This window comes from Bradyrhizobium sp. SZCCHNR1002 (genome assembly GCF_032381435.1).
GTDB lineage: Bacteria > Pseudomonadota > Alphaproteobacteria > Rhizobiales > Xanthobacteraceae > Bradyrhizobium > Bradyrhizobium aeschynomenes.
In genome coordinates, this window is sequence record NZ_JAUHIS010000002.1 from 43,672 (window position 1) to 62,335 (window position 18,664).

12 protein-coding genes are annotated in these 18,664 nt (G+C 65.6%); 3 read left to right on the top strand and 9 right to left on the bottom strand.

Annotation, left to right across the window (positions count from 1 at the left end):
• Positions 1–4: 4 nt before the first annotated feature.
• The 9 genes from QX108_RS12720 to QX108_RS12760 form a co-directional block, all read right to left on the bottom strand.
• Complete coding sequence (locus QX108_RS12720; RefSeq protein WP_315785287.1) at positions 5–703, bottom strand: prepilin-type N-terminal cleavage/methylation domain-containing protein; 699 nt, start codon at positions 701–703, stop codon at positions 5–7.
• A complete protein-coding gene (locus QX108_RS12725; protein ID WP_315718716.1) occupies positions 703–1,116 on the bottom strand; it encodes a type II secretion system protein in 414 nt (137 codons plus the stop codon). Before QX108_RS12725 ends, QX108_RS12720 begins: the two co-directional genes overlap by 1 nt.
• Entirely contained in the window at positions 1,085–1,558 is a 474-nt protein-coding gene (locus QX108_RS12730) for a prepilin-type N-terminal cleavage/methylation domain-containing protein (protein ID WP_315718715.1), read from the bottom strand. Before QX108_RS12730 ends, QX108_RS12725 begins: the two co-directional genes overlap by 32 nt.
• Positions 1,559–1,560: 2 nt before the next feature.
• Positions 1,561–2,040: a type II secretion system major pseudopilin GspG gene (gene gspG / locus QX108_RS12735; protein ID WP_315785291.1), complete on the bottom strand. Its 480-nt coding sequence runs from the start codon at positions 2,038–2,040 to the stop codon at positions 1,561–1,563.
• A gap of 18 nt (positions 2,041–2,058) precedes the next feature.
• Complete coding sequence (locus QX108_RS12740; RefSeq protein ID WP_315785294.1) at positions 2,059–3,273, bottom strand: type II secretion system F family protein; 1,215 nt, start codon at positions 3,271–3,273, stop codon at positions 2,059–2,061.
• A 4-nt stretch (positions 3,274–3,277) separates the two neighbouring features.
• Positions 3,278–4,846 carry a GspE/PulE family protein gene (locus QX108_RS12745; RefSeq protein ID WP_315785297.1) on the bottom strand — a complete coding sequence of 523 codons (1,569 nt, stop codon included), beginning with the start codon at positions 4,844–4,846 and terminating at the stop codon, positions 3,278–3,280.
• A gap of 221 nt (positions 4,847–5,067) precedes the next feature.
• Positions 5,068–5,592 carry a tetratricopeptide repeat protein gene (locus QX108_RS12750; RefSeq protein WP_315785300.1) on the bottom strand — a complete coding sequence of 175 codons (525 nt, stop codon included), beginning with the start codon at positions 5,590–5,592 and terminating at the stop codon, positions 5,068–5,070.
• A complete protein-coding gene (gene gspD, locus QX108_RS12755) occupies positions 5,589–7,946 on the bottom strand; it encodes a type II secretion system secretin GspD (protein ID WP_315785303.1) in 2,358 nt (785 codons plus the stop codon). The genes QX108_RS12750 and gspD overlap by 4 nt, the downstream gene beginning before the upstream one ends.
• A gap of 122 nt (positions 7,947–8,068) precedes the next feature.
• A complete protein-coding gene (locus tag QX108_RS12760) occupies positions 8,069–9,907 on the bottom strand; it encodes a hypothetical protein (protein ID WP_409998511.1) in 1,839 nt (612 codons plus the stop codon).
• Between the two features lie 908 nt (positions 9,908–10,815).
• Between QX108_RS12760 and QX108_RS12765 the strand changes: the two genes are divergently transcribed.
• The 3 genes from QX108_RS12765 to QX108_RS12775 all read left to right on the top strand — a co-directional run bounded on the left by QX108_RS12765 (position 10,816) and on the right by QX108_RS12775 (position 18,256).
• On the top strand, positions 10,816–15,768 hold the full coding sequence (locus tag QX108_RS12765) for a helicase (RefSeq protein ID WP_315785306.1): 4,953 nt from the start codon (positions 10,816–10,818) through the stop codon (positions 15,766–15,768).
• 34 nt (positions 15,769–15,802) lie between these two features.
• Complete coding sequence (locus QX108_RS12770; RefSeq protein ID WP_315785309.1) at positions 15,803–17,305, top strand: formylglycine-generating enzyme family protein; 1,503 nt, start codon at positions 15,803–15,805, stop codon at positions 17,303–17,305.
• A 387-nt stretch (positions 17,306–17,692) separates the two neighbouring features.
• A complete protein-coding gene (locus QX108_RS12775) occupies positions 17,693–18,256 on the top strand; it encodes a DUF4399 domain-containing protein (protein WP_315785619.1) in 564 nt (187 codons plus the stop codon).
• Positions 18,257–18,664 lie beyond the last annotated feature (408 nt).

The following is an 18,664-nucleotide window of genomic DNA, read 5'->3' on the forward strand; positions in this document are numbered from 1 at the left end:
AGCATTACTTCGATGCCGTGGAGGCTCGCCCGACCGTGGCATCGGCCGAGAGCGCATGTCTGTCGCAGGTAGGATCCGCAGGCCGGCAGACGCTGTCGGGCGGCGCTGAAACACGAATGACGGCGATCCGTGACAGCGATGGTGCACTCGCGCGGCTTCCGTCGTGCACCGTCACCCGCACGGCCGCCGGCAACCGTTCTGCATTCTGCCACGAGGGACTCCAGATCCGGTCTGTTCCCGCATAGGCGAACGACACCCGGTACTGCGCCGTCAGCAGCACCACCGGATCACCGAAATCCCGAGCGGACGCATGGCCGGGCGCGAATGCGGCGCGGCTGCGGGTGAGGGCCGCGCCGTCGCCGCCGCCTTCGGCGATGCGGACCACGTCCAGTCCCCGGCCCCGATGCGGTCCGAGCGCCGATCGGACGAGCGTGATCGACGTCTCCGACCCGTCGAACAGAACGGACTTGGTCTGCCCATCGGGCCTGATGAATTCGGAGGCCGCGATATCGGCGCCGATGCGGTCGAGCGCCACGCTCACGGATTCGCTGCGCTGGATGCGATGCAAACCACGATTCCAGTTCGGCAGCCATTGCGACGTGATCGCGAGCAGCCCGGAGACGATCAGCCCCATCAACACCATCGCGACGAGTGCTTCCACGAGGGAAAAACCGGCTTGCGCATCGTTGTCCCGCGTCGCCATCACTTGGCCCGCCTCCGAAACAGCCTGACGGTTTCCAGCTCCATGGTCGCGCCCGATGGTGATCGCACCTGGAGCATGATCTTCTTAGGAATCCAGGCCGACGTGCTGTCCTGCGCGCCGGCATCGATGGCGAAAGGCTCCGCCTGCGCGCGCCAGAGATGAGCCGTCGACTCTCCGGACTGCGACGGCGATGCCGGCGGCAGGCGGGACGGAAAGGCCAGCCACATTGCGTTGTAGGCTACCTGCACCAGAGCGACGTGCTGCTCGAGCTTCCTGCTGCCGCGCGCCGAGGACCCCATCAGCGCGCCGATGGCGACGAGCGACACCGCCATGATCGCAAGCGCGACCAACGTCTCGATCAGGGTAAATCCTGCCGTCGCCTTATCGGCTCGGCAGACCAGTGCCCGGGACAATCTCGATCCCTCCTGTCAGCCAGTTGACGCGAATTTGGTAGCCTGCATCGAGATGGGCGAGCTTGATGACGCCGCCGCACGACATGCCCGATCCGAAGAAGCTGATGGTCTGGAATGAAGGCCGGTCGTCGCAGCGACGCGGCAGCAACGTCTCGACCCGCACGTCCGTCGGCAAGCGAACGACCTGCCCGTTCGCACCCGAACTGAACGAGCGCGCCTGCGCGTCGATGCGCGTCGCGACCTCGAGGCCTCGCCTGATCGCAGCGTTGCGATCGGCCTTCAACAGAGCAGCAGCCTCGAGCGCATAGGCTTCGAGCTGCGGCCGCGAGGTCTGCCGCGAGACGGCGGGGACCGCGACGGACGCGAGCAGCGCGACGATCGCCAGCACACAGACCACCTCGATCAGAGTGAAGCCGGCCTCGCAGCCGTCACGGCCATCCATCGCTATTTGGCTCCGATCGTGAGCGACGACGAGATGTCGGCGGCGAGATCGACGCCGCCTTCCTGGCCGTCCGATCCGTACGACATGATTTCATAGGGCACATGCTGTCCGGGCGACCGGTAGACGTAGGCGTGACTCCAGGGATCGCTCGGGACGTTTCCACCCTTGAGATACGGGCCCGCCCAGCCCGCGATGGTCGAGGCGGGCCGGACCAGCGCGGTCAGACCTTCCGACGAGGTCGGATAGCGCCCGGTGTCGAGATAGAAGAGATCGAGCGCGCTCGAAAAACTCTGAATTTGAATCCGGGCGGTCTTGACCCGGGATTCGTTCAAGGAGGTCAGGACACGCGGTCCGATCAGACCCATGATCATTCCGATGATGGCGATGACGACCAGCATCTCGACCAGCGTGAAGCCGCTCTGAGGGTTATCGCGCGCAATCTTCATCCGCCGCGCGGTGCCGCTGATCCCAGCCTGTGTCATGCGATGGTCCATCTTGTGCTACCCAACGAGTTGCGTCACCGACAGGAGTGCGGTCATCACCGAGACGATGAGGCCGCCGACGACGGTGCTGATGAGAATGATCGCGGCGGGACCGACGATGCCGACGATGCGATCTAGGCCGCGCTGCAGCTTCGCCTCGTAGAACTCGGCGATGCGGCCGGCGAGAACCGGCAGCTGTCCGGTCTCCTCGCCGATCCGGATCATCCGCGTGGCCATGGCCGGCAGAATGTTGGTCGCGGCCAGCGCTTCCGACAGTTTGCCGCCGTGACGAACGCGGTCGGCCGCGGCGTTCCACGCCGCAGCGCTGCCGGTGGCCGCCATGATGTCGACCAGGATGCGCAGCGTCGCCGTCAAGGTCAGCCCGCTGCCGAGCAGGATCGCGAGATTGCGGCAGAATACGCTCGTGCGATACGACCGGAACACCGTCGCGAGGCCCGGGAGCCGGCAGACCCGCGCGATCACGGCAGCGCGCACGCTTGCGCGGCCGAGGAGAAGCAGAGCGGCGGCGATCAGCGCACTCGCCGACAGCGCGATCGCAGCGCCATTGCCGCGGACGAAATCGGAGATGTCGAGAAACGTGTTGATGGTCGCGTCGGACCTGGCGCCGAAATCGCGCAGCACCGCCGAGAACTGCGGCAGTACGACGATGAAGAAGAACAGCATCACCAGAAACGCGGCGATCAGGACGAACAGCGGGTACTGCATCGCATCGCTGAGCTTGCGACGCATGGCTTCCGCGCGCGCCCGCTCAGTGCCGAGCACGTCGAGCACGTGATCGAGGGTGCCCGAGACCTCCCCGACCCGCACCAGCGCGACATACATCGCGGGAAACTGCACGGCATGATGTGCCAGCGCTTCAGCGAAACTCTCTCCGGCCAGAACGCTGGATCGCAACCGGCTGACGATCGGACGCAGCCGCCCGATATCGGCATCGCCAGCGAGAAGCTCGAGCGAATCCTCAAGCCGGGCTCCGGCCTTCAACAACAGCGCCAGATCACGCGTGAACGTCGTGACATCGCCGGGCGTCGGACCGCCGAACAGCACCAGCGCATCGCGGGCAAGGACGCTTGCGGCCTTTTCCTCCACCGTCTCGATCGGCAGCAGCCGCAGATACTCGATCCGGTCGATCACCTCCTTGGCCGTCGCAGCCGAGATCGTGCCATGCACGACATCGCCGTTCTCGGTCAGTGCACGATAGCGGAATTTGCTCACCGGCTCACCTTAACGTTGTGACGCGCAGGATTTCCGCGATCGACGTGGCGCCGGCCCGGCACTTTGCGACGCCATCGTCGAGCATCGTGGTCATGCCGTTCAGAATGGCGCTGCGGTCGATCACGGTCGCATCGGTCGTGCCCTGGATCAGCGACCGGATCTCCGGATTGAGCTCCAGAACCTCGAAGATGCCGAGCCGGCCCCGATAGCCGGTGCCGCCGCAGCGCTCACAGCCCGCCGGCTCGAAGACCGTCTCGCCGACGGCGAAGCCCACCGCGGCGTAGCGCGGGTCCGCGCAGAAATCGTCGGCGCTCAGCATCCGCTTCGACCTGCAGCGCTCGCACAACCGGCGCACCAGCCGCTGCGCGATCACCGCGCGGAGCGTCGAGCGCAACAGAAAGTCCTCGACGCCGAGATCGAGCAGACGCGGCACGGCAGCCGCTGCGTTTTCGGTGTGCAGCGTGGTCAGCACGAGATGGCCTGTCAGCGCCGCATGAACGGCGACATGGGCGGTTTCGCCGTCGCGCACCTCGCCGACCATGATGACATCCGGATCCTGCCGCACGAAGGACCGCAGGGCGGAGGCGAAGGTCAGCCCGATCGAGGGCTTGACCTGCGACTGGTTGATGCCTGGAATCTCGTACTCGACCGGGTCCTCGATCGTGAGGATCTTGCGCGTCGGCTCGTTGAGGATCGACAGCGCAGTCGCCAGCGTCGTGGTCTTGCCGCTGCCGGTCGGCCCGCAGATCACGATCATGCCGTGCGGCAGCGCCAGCAGGCGGCGGAGCGATCGATCGTCGTGGGGAGAAAAGCCGAGCTTCTCGATCGCGAGCAGACCCCGGTCCTTCGGCAGCAGCCGGATCACCGCCGACTCGCCATACTGCGTCGGCATCACGGCAACGCGTACGTCGAGCTCGATGCGGCCGATGCGGAGCCGCGCGGCGCCGTCCTGTGGCAGGCGCCGTTCCGCGATGTTCAGCCCGGCGACGATCTTGATGCGCGAGATGACGGCCTGGGGCAGCACGCCGGACGGCTCGGCGACCGGCTTCAGCAGGCCGTCGACGCGCATCCGGACCGACAGCCCGCTCCGCATTGCCTCGACGTGAATGTCGCTGGCGCGCAACTCCACCGCCAGCTCGAACAGATCGTTGACCGCGCGTACCACCGGCGCTCCGGTGGCGAGGTCGCGCAGGCTTTCGATGTCGTCGTCGCGCAGCTGCGGCTCAGCCGCTTCGTTGCGTGCCGGCGCCTCATCCTCGCCGGAGAGCCGGTTCAGCGCGGTGGCAATGTCCTCGGCGGAGGCAACGGCCAGCTCGACCGCGCTGCCGAACACCAGCTCTGCGGCGCGTGCCGCCGCGGTGTCGCGGGGATCCGCTACTGCGAGGCATGGTCCGCGCCCGGCAGACTGGAACGGGAAGACCATCGTCTCCCGCAGGAAGCGCCGGGAAAATTGGTCCGTCAGCGGCTTGGACGCCAGCAGATCGGACAGTGCGATCCGCGGCAAGCCGAGCTGCCGCGCGATCTCGTCGGCGGAGTCAAGACCCGCGAGATGGGGCGCCGTCGATGATCCCATCCCCGCGCTGTCCTGCGCAGCAGCGTCGACCCGTCCAGCGGCGAGCCGGACCACCCCTCGGCTATCCCCGAGGTCGTCGGCCAAACGTAGAGGAGGAGGCGAACTCATTGCACGTCCCGTGACGGATCGTTGTCGATCACCTCATTGCGGAGGTCCGGATCGTTGAACTGTTCATTCTCGACGCCAAAGATGACCCTTCTGCGGTCAGCTGATTAGAACAACTACAAGCCCGAGGCCGATGCCGTCGCGCGAACTTTGCCCGGCAGCGTCGACCGCCATTCGAGCGCGAGCCGCTGGCCGTCGGCGACCTGATCGGGCGACATCTTGAACGCGACGGCATCGCGAATTCGCTGGTATGGCTCGCGCAGGCGATTGGGCGCTGCGCCCGCCGCGAGACTGAGCCATTTGTAGGCCAGCACGTGGTCCTGGTAGACGCCGTGCCCCTTGTCGTAGCTCAGGCCCAGGAGATGCTGCGCCGTCGGGTCGCCGCGCTCGGCGGCTCCGATATAGAGCTCGACCGCGGCGTCGTAGGACTGCGGGACGCCGTATCCGTTTTCATACATGTAGCCGAGCGAGGTCATGGCGCGCGGATGTCCACTCCTGGCCATCGGCGCCAACGCTGCGGCCGCCCGGACATAATCGCCGCGCGCCAGCGCGGCCCATCCGTCTCCGCGCGGCCTGGCGTCGGCCGTCGCGATGCCGAAGGCGAGCGCCAGAACAGCGAAGGCCGTCGCATGCCGCATCATCGATTGGCCCGCGACGTCTGGAGAGCACTCGTCGAGACCGTCCCGATCGTGCCGCGCAGCTTGGAGCGCAGCTCTTCGGCGACGTAGTGGGCGTCGGTGCCGTCACGGATGATCTGGGGTCGAATGAAGATGATCAGCTCGGTCCGTCCGCGGCTGCGATCGTTGTTGCTGAAGAGGTCGCCAAGGACCGGGATCTGGTCGATTCCCGGCACGCCATTGCGGGTGCCCTGATGAGTTTCACTGATGAGACCCGCCAGCAGCACGGTCTGGCCGCTGGCGACTGCCACCGAGCTCTTCACCTTGCGCTGGGCGACCGTCGGCGTGAGGCTGTTGGCGGTCTGCGGCGAGACGTTGCTGATTTCCTGCTCGATCTCCAGACGTACATTGCCGTTCTCGTTGACCCGCGGAGCGACCCGCAGGATGATTCCGGTGTTGCGGTAGTCGATCGTGTTGACGACCGTGTTGTTGGTCGTCAGCACCGTGGCGCTGCCGGTCGAGACCGGCACCTGATCGCCGACCTGCAATGTAGCCGCCTGGTTGTCGATCACCACCAGCGATGGGTTGGAGAGAACCTTGACATCGGTGACCGTATGCAGCGCGCTCAGGATCGCGCTCGGCTGGGACTCCGACCCGATCAGGAAATTGAACCCTGGGAAGGCGCGATTGAGGAAGGCGTTGGTGATCGTCCCCGCGGCCGAAGCGACCGATGCCGGCGCCGACGTCGAGGTCGTGTTGAGCATCGACCCCTGATCGGGTCTCAGGCCGAGGTTCTTGCTGGTGAGATAGGCCTGCACGCCGTAGTTCAGCGAATCGTTGAGCGTGACTTCGGCGATGGTGGCGTCGATCGCGACCTGCAGCTGGGGACGATCGCACTGGCGCAGGGTGGCTTCGATCAACCGGTAGTTTTCCCTGTCGGCATAGATCAGAAGCGTGTTGTTCACGACGTCCGGCGTGATCCGCACGCCCTCCATCAGCGGCTTGCCGCCGGGGCCCGATGCGCGCGCGTCCGATCCCGTATCGAGGCCGGCCTGGGTCGGCGGTGGTGCTCCGCCGAAACCGCGGTTGGCGACCAGACCGTTGTTGCCCTGCTGCTGGCCCGAGAAGCCGCCCGACTGGGCCGTCGTGCCGGCGGCCGACAGACGCTCGCTGCTCGAGCTCGACGATGCTGCCGAGCCGGGAGCGAGATCCGTGGACGACGCCTCGGCCGCACCGCCCGCGTTGCCGGTGAACATCTCGTTCAGCACCCGCGCCATCTGCCGGGCCTCGCCATACTTGACGCGATAGACATGGACGCTGTTACGAAGCGTGTTGCCGGCATCGAGTCGCTTGATCCAGGTCTCCGCGGTCCGCAGCAAGGCCGGCTTGCGGCTGATGACCATGACCGCATTCATCCGGCTGACGGTCTGGAACTTGACCATGTTCTGGCCGAGCCCGCTGTCGCCGCTGTCCATGATCTTCTCGAGCTCGGCCACGATCGGCTCGGGATTGCCGTTGACGATCGGAAAGATCCCGACCGACTGCCCGCGCATCCAGTCGGCATCGAAACTCAGCGCGGCATCGATCGCAGTGCGGCGCTCGGCTCCCGTCCCCTGGATCAGCAGCACGTTGCGACCGGGATCGGCGCGCACCGTGCCGGGCTTGAGCGCAAAGCTGTCGAGCAGCTTCAGCAGTGTCGGGGCGGAGACATATTGCAGCGGCAGCACGGAGATCCCGTAGCCGGGTTCTGCCGAACCTCCGCCGCGATCGACGTTGCCCGCACCCACCGCGTCGCCGAGCGGAATCAGCCGGTAACCGGAATTGTCGCGGACGAGCGCCGTCCCGGCGAGCCGGAGCGCGTTCTCGAGCACATAGGCAACGTCGGATCTGGGGACCGGGCGCACCGAAGACAGGCTGACCGTTCCCTGGATTCTCGGGTCGATCGTGTAGCCGACACCAAGGACGTCACCAAGCACGACCTTGGCGACGGTCGCAATCGGCGTGTTCTCGAAATTCAGCTCGAACCCGTTGCCGACCGGCTGCGAATGGGCCGCCACCTCCTGGATCGGAAGCGAGCCCGCAGCCGGCGCTTCTGCGCGCGCGTCTCTCGCGCCTCTTGCGTCGTCGTTGCCGCCATAGATTTCGGCGCGGGCACGCCGCGCGGCCGGCGACTGCTCCGGCATGACCTGCCTGGGATAGCGCGGCGACAGGTCGAGCCGGCCGACCCTGTCGAGCACGTCATCGCCGCGGCTATCGCTCCCGAGCGTCGCCGGGTTGCAGCCCGCCAATGCGATCGACATCGTGACCAGCGTTGCGAGCGTGCGACATCGCAGCCAACCTGGGCTCAACTCAGCAATCTCAACCACGCGCCCGCCCACCCGATCTGCCGCTTACACTCTCGTTTGAAGCATTCCCGGGCGGAGAGCGGCTGCTTCCCGCCCAGGATGTTGCGAGGAGACGCTGCGGCCGTCAGGCCGCAGCCCCTGCTCCCGTCGGTCCGCTACCAGAGCCAGCCGACACCGGCGAGAACCCGGTCGGACATGGCCCCCGCCGCGCTGTGATCGATCACCTTGGTGTAGTTCAGCTTGTAGACCAGGCTCGGATTGGGAAACACGGCGAGGCCAACGTCGTGGAACGTCATGTCGCCGCTGCCCGTGGGGTTGTTCAACCCGTTGGTGAGATCGGAGCCGAGCATGCCCGACGTTTGGAAATTCTGCCGGGTATACCGATAGAACGGCACGATGTCGTAGTCGTTGGGCGCCCTGAAGTGGTAGGCGATCTCGCCCGAATAGCCCCACATGTTCTTGCCGACATTGTTGGTGTCGTCGAGATCGTTGTTGGCACGGAGGTTCTCGGGATTCGAGAAATTCACGTGGACATACTCGCCCCGCAGCTCGAGCCCGGTGTTCGGAACGCGGTAGCGAGCCTCGGTATTGAAGATCGTCATCGCATTCTTGCCGAGCGGCGCCTCGCTGCCGTCGGGCAGCGTGGCATAGGCACCGCGCGGCGTGACGTCCGGCGAATAGTAGATCGCCGAGCTTCCGGCGAAGCCCGGAAGGAACGACGGGCTGTAGCTCAGCCGCAGCGTATAGGCGAGCTGGTTACTCAGCTGCTTGAAGTCGCCGATCGGTGCGCGTGCGAGTTTGAGCGCCTCCCCGCTGCTGATGCCGCCAGCATAACCTCCCGGATTGATGCGACCGTTGTCGCCCCGGTGATCGAAGTCGTCGCCGAAATCCTCCGCGCTCTGACTGGCCTGGAACTGATAGTTCAAGCCGTCGACGATCTTGCCGTAAAAGCCTGCGGATGGGGCATACCAGGTCGACGGGACCAGGCCCCTCGAGAGTTCGGGCCGCTGCACGCTGTAGAACAGCGTCGGCTCATGATAGAGATTGATGAAGGAGATCGGGATCAGGTCGACGCCCGGCGAGCGCAAGGTGAAGTGGTCGTTGAACTTCACGTCGAAGTAGGCTTGCTCGACCTCGATCGCGCCGTGCAGCTTGTCGTCGGCGTCGAACGCGGCGCCGCCATGCTCCCACTCCAGCTCGGCATTGAAGGTGATGGAGTCGTTGACCTGATAGGTCGGCAGCAGGACCAAGCGGGCCATGTCGAAGCCGTTCTGCCACTGACCGTTGGCCGCGGGATTTTGCGCCGAGCCGAGCTTGATCTCGCCATACATGCCGATCTTCATTCCGGGGACCGGCGACGGCGCGACGCCGAACAGCTCTCTGCCGGGCTGCGGCGCGGGCGCCTTCAGATCCGCTGCGTGCTGGAATCGCGGCTTGGGATCCGAATCGGCGAATGCAGCCGCCATTCGCGATGCCGGGGATGACGACGGCTCGCCATCGGCCGTCTTCGACCCACCGGCCTTGATGTCTTTGGGGTCGGCGAGCGCCATGGCATTGGCGACCTGCTGTTTCGACGCAGCCTGCGTGTTGTCGGATGCCTTGGCCGCGCCGGCACGGGCGTCCTTGGTGCCGGTCAGAGACACCGGATCGGCCGGACGGCGAGATGCGAGCGACGCAGACTGCCCGACGCCGGTCGGCTTCTTCGTCTTGGCGTCCTTGAGCTCGACCTGAAGGGTGTTGATGCGCTGCTCCATGGACTCGATCTTCGCCATCAGCGCCTTGACGGCCGCCCCGTCTACGGGCCGCGACGCAGCGCCGTCGGCCGCCTGGGCTGCCGCGGCGCTCAACGCCAATATCGATACGGCGGCGAGTAAGGTTGACGGGAGTCCGCCGTAGCCACGAAGCGAGCGACCGCCCTTCCCAATACTCAAAGCACCGTCGTGTGAAGACGCGGAGAAACTTGCGCGTCTTCCGCTGCGGTCAATCAAAACCATCAGTCAGACCTCCCCATGATGATACGCGGACGTGCATCCCCTTCGCCCGCGCCGCCGTAGGCACAGAACTCGTGCGCGACTGCGAGCCATTCGCGCTAGAAGCCCGCGATGTCGATACTTGGGCTCGTCGGGGATGCTCGCGTGTCAGCACTTGGGCGGGGCTCATTGCGCGACAGAGATACGCCTGGGCAGACCAATCGCGCCGACACCTGCCGGGATCTGGCTAAGTACTTTCAGTCATTGATCATTGCTGCCGGATGCGTATCCGGCGTGCCGAGCGTCGAGCAGCACAGCGTAGAGCTGCATTCACGCGTTTCATCGCGAAGTAATAAGCGACGCCACACTTCGTCAACGACGGCCTCACTCCGAAATAAATTACGTTCATGCGATGGCGCCGTTCGGATGAAGCAATGGAATCCAACGGCAAACCGGAAGCGAGCACGGCTGAGATTGCGGCGAGGCGCCGCATGGCTTACTCACAGCGGCGGCACGCGAATACCAGCCGCTTCTGATCAAGGCAGTCAAACCGGAAAGACGCCCGCCTATTTAAAGAGATTCTAAACGGATTACGAAAACTGGCGGCAACGTTTCTCGGAATGATAACAAATCAGTTGGTGCACTTCTTCGACCATAAGAAAGTCCGGCACCGCTCCCATCATTACGCCGCATTGCGTAGTGCAACTATTCGCCAGTTAGTGTGGTCTATCTGACGTTTGTTTTAGTATTCCCGCGAATGCCGCAGATGAAAGACGTCGCTTAGCCACAACAGGATCGTGAATATTCAGACGCGTCCTTCTTGGCCTTGTTGCTCGTGGCAGAGCTTGCCGCAAAGCGGGACGAACGTCGGGACGGGAGTTGAGAGTGAACCGATTGCTTCACTTGGTCGCCGCTATCATTGGAGAGGCACTATGAACGCTGTCCCTCGGTTGGAGCCGGCCGCCGGACCGTTGCAGAATGTTCTCGGATATCTCACCGAGATGATCATGCGCGACGCACGCGTGGTCGAGCGCCTGGCTGACCATCGGCTTGCGGACGGACGATGCTTCGTGCTTCATCAGCATGAACTGGAGAAGCTGCCCGGCATCACCTACGACACTTTCGACGCCGATGGCCCCGTGTGGCTGTCCATCGAACGCCTGGTCGCCATCGATCCTCCCGCCGTCGAATACGACCTGGCGATGTGGATCGACGTGTCCGCCGATCCGGACCGTCGCCCGCTGGTTCGACAGCGCGTGACGATCACTGTGAGCGCGGCGGAAAAGGACCGGCTGGTCGCAGCGGGCCACGCACGCGCCGAGCACTGCTCGCCGACGAACGAGCCCGAGGTGGCCACGGGGCTCTGGAGCGTGCGATTGCACCTGGAGCAACGCCCCGACATCGTCGAGCGTCTGGACCGCTATCTCGCCGGCTCGTGGGCCACGTGGGCCGGCGCCGAACGGCCACGTCGAAGGACCATGGCGGTTCACCAGCGATTGCGCGAGATGGCTCTTGTGGCCGGGGCCCGAGGCAGCGACGGCAGCTGCGAGATCGTGTGGGGCGTTGGCGTCTCGCGCTGGCGGCGACAAGGCCGCGAGTTGGATCTGCCGCTGCTCGAGCGCTTGGTCGAGATCGAGGTCCTCGACGGCTCAGATGCCGAAATCAGAATCCGCCCCCGCTTGGCCGGTTCGACGGTCAATCTCAAGACATTCGAACTGTTGACATCAGCGACCGGATCGTCGCGTCGAACGACCGAACAGTTGCTCGAGACGATAGAGCGCGGCGACGAGCTTTCGCCATTCCAGCCAGCCAGCTTCGAACCAGTTCTCAGCGCCATCGGCTCGCAGCTCGACCCACATGGCATCTACTGTCCCACCATGCCCGACTCGACGTTACTGCCTCCAGAGGAGGGCGAGCAACTGGTCGTCTCCGATCGCTGGGTGATCTTTGCGCGGCCTCGCTCGGACGCGCTGCTGCTGCGCGACATCGAGCGGCTGAAGCGAGCGATCGAATACGCGCCAGGCGGCGCATGCTGCCTGGCCGCACTGTCTCACCTCCTGCTTGGCGCGCCAGACCACGAAACCCATGAGGGCGCACGCCGGCGGCTGTCCGGCGTGATCGGTGGCCCGATCGACAACGGGCCGGATGCGCAGATCGCGGCGGATCACGGCGACCTGTTCTTTCCGCTGCCGACGAACGCCGACCAGATGGAGATGGTGCGACAGCTCCGGCGATCGGACGGACTTGTCGTGCAAGTCGCGCGCGGGTCCGAGCGCACCTCCGCTCTCCTCAATCTGGTTTGCCATCATCTCGCGCTGGGCCTGCGCATTCTCGTCATATCTCGCAACGAGGCTGCACTCGGGCTGTTGTCCGAGAAGCTGCCGCGCGCTGTCCGTGATCTGACGATCGATCTGACCGGCTCCGACAAGGACGTCTTGAAGCATGCTGAGACGGTCGTCAGCCGGCTGCTGTCGATCCTCGAGACGATGAACCCGCGCGAGCAGGCTGAACAGGTCAATCGGCTGGAGCGTGACATCATCGCGACCAGCGTCGAGATATCGCGTATCGATGACGCGTTCGCAGATGTCGCCCGCCGCAGCATGCTGCAGTTATCCGGTGTCCCCGACCTGCCGTTCGATGCGTTGACGACGCTGATCGCCGACCGCGACGCCTATGCCTGGTTTACCGATGAACCGTCACGGTTCGTGAGCGAGAGCGATCTTCTGGTTGCGGCGGTCGAGCAGGCCCGTGAGGCGCGTGTTCGGCTGGGTGCCGATCTCGCATATGTCGACGACGCGCTTCCGGAGATCGCGACCCTGCCGGACGCCGCAACGGTGAGGCGTCTGCACCAAGACCTGCAGCCGGCGCGGATCGATGGCGAAAGCCATGACGGCCGTCTGGCCGTGCAGATCGTTGCGGAGCTGGGGCCGGACGGAGCGGACTTGCTCGCCGACGACCTCGACGCGCTCGCGGCGGCCCACCGGGTCATTGCTGACGAGCCTTGGCTCGCAGCACTGTCTCCGGTCGGCCGCAAGGCCGATGCAACGTCGGTTGACGGCGGTATCCTCGTCGATTTTGCCCGCGATGCATCGTCCCTGCTATCGCAACGCGCCGGCTTCCTGGTTCGGCCGGTGGAGACGCCGGCGGACGCCTTCGCCAGCCAGGAACTGCTCACGGTTGTCGAGCGACTGTCGGCCGGGGCAAGGCCGTTCGCGACATTCACCTTGTCCGGCCGCGCGTTGAAGCAGACCGTGGAGGCGATCAGGGTGGCGGGCTTCGCGCCGAAAGGCGCGGCCGACTGGGGCCATGTTCGCGACTATCTGACCTGGCGTCGTCACCTGCATTCGCTCGACGCCAGATGGCGATCGCTGGCGGCCGAAATCGGTGCGCCTGCGGCCGAGCCGGACTCCTCTCACACGTTCCACGGTCACGAGCGCGTCGTCAAAAGCGTCGAGGCCGCGATCGTGCTGGCGGCGCTGGCGAAGCGCAATGTTCTCGCCGCCGCACCGAAGCTGTCGATGCCGGACGAGGCGATCGCCGGATTGCTCGCTGACGGCCGACGACTTTCTGCGCTGGCAGCTGCGGTGAGGAGCATGGCTCTCCGCATCACCAAGCAGCGGCTGGAGCTCACCCGGCTGAACGGGCTGTTTCGCGGCAGCGGCAAGCTCACAACACTGGCTCATGCCGACGTGCTGTCGCAGATCGGCTGCGATGGTGTCGAGCCGCGCGACATCGAGACGCGTTGGACCACCCTTCGCACCCGGTTGAAGTCGCTGCACGACCGGCGCCAGGATATCGAGTTGCTCGACGAGGTCTGCCGAGCGATGACCGAGGCCGGTGCAGGCGCCTTCGCCCGTCGGCTCAGGACCGAGCCGGCACATCCAGAGACCGGCGATCCGGTGCTCGTTGCAGATTGGATGATGGCCTGGAACTGGGCAGTGCTGATGCGGCAGACCGAAGGCATCGGTCAGCATCAGCGTTTGCAGGAACTGTCCGACCAGCGCGCGGCGCTGGAGACGCAGTTGCGCGCGCTGTTCGGCCAGGTGGTCGTGGCGCGGATGCATCTCGGCCTGACACAGAACACCGGCGGCGCGATGAGGCAGGCGTTCACTGTGTTCATGACAACGCTGCGAAAGATGGCTGCGACCTGTTCCGGCTCAACCGCGTGCCGGTTGCGTCAGGTTGCGCGCGAGGCACTCGAAAGCTGCTATGAAGGCATCCCATGCCAGCTTATGCCGGCATGGCGCGTGGCCGAACATTTGCCGGCCCGGCTCGGCGCATTTGATCTCGTCGTCATCGACGATGCATTGCAATCCGATCTCCGCGAGCTCACTGCGATGCTTCGGGCGCGCAAGATCGTCGTCATCCAGCACGATCGGCAGACCGGCTCGCGCATCGCGCAAGATGAGCACCACATCGAAACGATCGCACGCGGCGTCCTGCGCAGCGGTCCGGCTGCCATGCGCCAGTTCGTGCTGTCGGGCGCACCGCTGAGCGATTTCATCAAGATGCTGTTTCCCGACCGGATGATCAGACTTCGCGAGCACGCTCGCCGGGTCGATCCGGTCGCGCTTGCAACCCTCGGCTCGCCGCCGCCATCGGCACAGACTGCGACCGGCACGCATCCGGCTTCCGCGCGGGTCGCTGGCGCTGCGGAGGATCACCCGGCATCCGCGCGATCCGTGACGCGCCGCGTCTCGCTGGAAGACGAGATCGCCACGGTGGCCGAGAGTCTGTCGATGGCTCGGCTGTCGGAGCAGCGCGCCGAGCAGGCCATCTCGATCGAGAGTCCGGTGCCGGATTGGCCGAGCAACCGGACAGGCGACGGCATCGAGGCTCATCCAACGCGGCGCCGAGGGCGTGAGGTGGCGACCGACGAAACGCGTGCCGCCTCATCGTCTGATGCACCCGCCTTTGCCCCGCCTGCGTCCGTCGGGCCCGCAGCGCCGGTCAACATCGCGGAGGATGGGCCGCCCGCGGCCAATCCGCGCGCCGAGGCAGCAAAGTCGCCGACCGACGATGCCACCATCGCGCAGCTGGCCGTGCCCGCCCATCTGGCGGATGGTCGGCATCGGTGGCCTGATCGCAGGGCGAAGCGTCCGCGCCGCTTGCTCCGCCGGCACGCCATGGCCGCTGCCGCCACCTTGGCGGTCGCGATCGTTGGCGCGTCGATGTACTGGCAGCCGGCAGCGAGTCGGATCGCGAGGTCCTGGCAGACGGCCCTGAACCGATTCCCGGTGTCCTGGAACGCCGCCTCGCCGGCCGTCGCGCTGCCGGCCGGCAGCGAGCCGCGCAAGATCATCGCGGATCGGATAACGCCTGGCGGCGATGCGATCACCACGGGGAACGCGACCGAGACGATGGTGTCACACGCTGTGCTGTACCAGGAGGATCCACAGGATCCGCACGGCAAGCGCTATCTCGGGAAAGTGACCTGGCACGTCGAGCCGGCTGCCGGAGCGGTGCCGGCGTCGATCAAGGGCGATGTCGAGATCGACAAGAGGATGACGGCGACGTTGTCGCTGCGTCCCAACAAGGAAACCGAGATGCCGGCGAGCCACATCATGGAGATCAAGTTCAGCTGGCCGGGCGCCCCGTCGCATGCCGGGGTGGAGACTTTGAAGGGCGTCAGCATGAAGCCCAAGGAAGCGGGTCGGGGCACCCCGTTGACCACCATGACCGCCAAGGTGACGCCAGAGTTCTTCATGATCGCGCTGTCGGCGGGTGATGTCGACATGAAGCGAAACGTGTTGCTGCTCAAGGGCAAGGACTGGATCGACATCCCGATCGTCTACAATGGAGGCAGCCGGGCGGTGCTGGCGATCGAGAAGGGAGCAGACGGCGAGCGCGCGTTCAAGGATGCGTTTGCCGCCTGGGGACAATGACCAGACGGCAAGGCCGGCGCACGGAAGGCGTCCGATGATGGGCATCGACGTCCTCGCGCCAACGCAGGCGCCGGCCACCGATCGGGACGAGAGACCGCTGACCGCCGTCACCTATCCGGTGCCTTGCGAGCAGTGCGGCCGGATCGTGCGGGTGGCGATGAACGCGCTGCGCTCGCCCAGCTTCCACCGTGTCGACGAGCAGGTCGCGTGTCCCGATGTCCAGGAGCGCCGAAGTAGGGGTGACGGCGGACTGTTGTTGATGATGTGCGGCCCCTTGAAGCAATCGCTCGCCGCACGATGCGATGCAGCCGAGGTCGAGGCCACCGCTCCCGGCGGCGGACAGGCGGGACGGGTCGTCTGCAGCATTCCCGGCGTCTCGATCGCTCAATACGTCCCGAACGAGGCGCGCAGCCGCGCGGAGATCTGGCAGGCGCACGGCTACGACAGGCTGGCGATGAGGCTTCGTGCGGCCGCGGCGAGGGCGGAGCGCAGGCCGCTGGTCTGGACCCGCGCCGCGGCGGCCGGCCTCGGCGCATTGTTGCTCGCTGCCGCCGCTAGCTGGTTCATGCTGGCGCGGGAGCCGGCCGCTCCCCCGCCAACACAGCCGCAAACCGTCGAGGCCTCCGTGGCCGCGTCGAGCCGCGCAAGCGTCGAGAGTTCGGTGCGCGTCGTCACGGCAGAGGCCATGTCGGCCGCGAGCGCCCCGGCGCCGCTGCCGGACGCGCCCTCGGATACTGCAACGCTCTCGCGCTCCGCGGAAACCGCGCCGCTCGAGGCGCCCGCCCTCCCCGCGTCGGCAAGCGCTGCGACAATTGCCGAGACCGCACCAACAGCGGTCTCAGGGCCGGCGGAGGCAGCGACGATTCGCCTGCCCGACATCGTGATGATTCCAGGAGGAACATTCGTGATGGGCGGCGTCGAGAGCTCCGAGCTTCCGGTCCACCGCGTCACGATCAAGCCGTTCGCACTCGGCAGATACCCCGTCACGATTGGCGAGTGGAAGGCGTGCGTGGCTGACAAGGCATGCGCCGACGTGATGAGCGGCCCGGACGACAACCCGGTGACGAATGTCGGCTATGACGACGCCACGGACTATCTGGCATGGCTCTCACGGGCAGTCGGCAAACCGTTTCGGCTGCCGACTGAAGCCGAATGGGAGTACGCTGCACGTGGCGGCGCAACGACGACGTTCTGGTGGGGCGACCAGATGCGCTCCGGCATGGCCAATTGCAACGGATGCAATGGCACCGGCGCGCCCGCGCAACTGATGAAGGTCGGAAGCTTTGCGGCCAATCCGTTTGGACTGTTCGACATGGGCGGGGGCGTCGACCAATGGGTGGCCGACAGCTGGCACAAGAGCTATCAGGGCGCGCCGTCCGATGGCTCTTCATGGATCGACGAGCAGAGCTTCGTGCATGTCATTCGCTCGGGCTCGTGGAAGAAGGACGCGAGCTACGCCCGCAGCGGAAGCCGCGACCGCTATGATGGGCGCGTCAGATATCCGACCCATGGCTTCCGCGTCGCGCTTTCGCTCTGATGCGGCCGCCCTGTGCTGAGCCGGGGCCAGCGTGCCGTCGACGCCGATGCCGGGCCAGCGCCCGCAGGCCTCCTGCAACGCAGCAAATTGCAGCGTCGGGGAGATCCGCAGGACGACTCTTCTGCTGAGCCTTCTTTATTCAAATTCTTATCGGAGTCGCAGGACGAGACCGATCGAAACCTCAAATTCGCCGCGCTAGTGCCCATTCATTGATCGGCTCGATCGTTCGATATTTGCCATCCATGATCGTCGTTATTTGTGAGTTGAGGAGTTATGTGGAGTGAGACATCCGCGCTTCACGCGCCGCTATTCGATCTGAGGTGCTGGCGACGACTTCGTCGCGCTCGATGCGCGACGCTCGGGTCCGCCGTGCTGGCCTGCACGCTGATGCTATCGCCGGCGCCTTCATGGGCGCAGGGCAAGACGGCCCCGAAGGACGCCTACCTGTATTTCATCACGCCCGCCGACGGCGACACCACGAAGAGCGCGTTCTGGTGCCGCTTCGGCCTCCGCAACATGGGCGTCACCCATGCTGGCGACAGCTTTGCCAACACCGGCCATCATCACCTCCTGATCGACGCCGATGAGCCGATCAGCCCGGGCGAGCCGATTCCGCAGGACAGAAAGCACCTGCACTACGGCGCGGGCGAGACCGAAGCTCTGATCGAGCTGCCTCCCGGCAAGCATACCCTGCAGCTCGTCCTCGGCGACGGCATGCACTTCAACTTCGATCCACCGCTGGTATCGAAGAAGATCACGATCACCGTGAGCAGTGCTTCGCAGAGGCACGGACAGAGCGCCACTCACGCCCACCGGCGGACGCGGCATCTTCACGCGCACACCGTGCGTCTGGCGGCGCAACCGTCGACCGCCGAAGCGCCGCCGCCCGATCCGGCAGAATCCGCGGGAGCCGTCGATTTCATCAAGAGCTTACTGTCGGGTGCGAAATGAACCTCCGCCGCTTCCCGATGGAAGCCGGTTCGGCCGGCACATCGGTTCATCGCGACGTGCCGGAGCCTCCAACCGCAGCGCTGCCTTTGTCCGGCTCGGCTCTATTGATACGCCCCCCAGACGCGTTCTCCGCAAGCAAGTTCTGCGCACTCGTGAAGGAATCCCGGATGCCGCGCCCTCGACGAATTGACCGGCGCTTCGTCTGGGACGTTGATGAGCTCCGCGCAGCATTCAAGGCTCTTCCTCATGAAGGAGAGAGTGAGGGATCCGATACATGGGCGGACGTGGTGTAATCCGGTTGAAGTATGTTCGTTGGGGGCGCTCTGCTTCCCGGATGACAGCCGAGATCGTCCGGCCGAAGCCCTTCACCGAGAGCTGCTCGCCATAGGTCGTCGCTGCAAAGCCCAT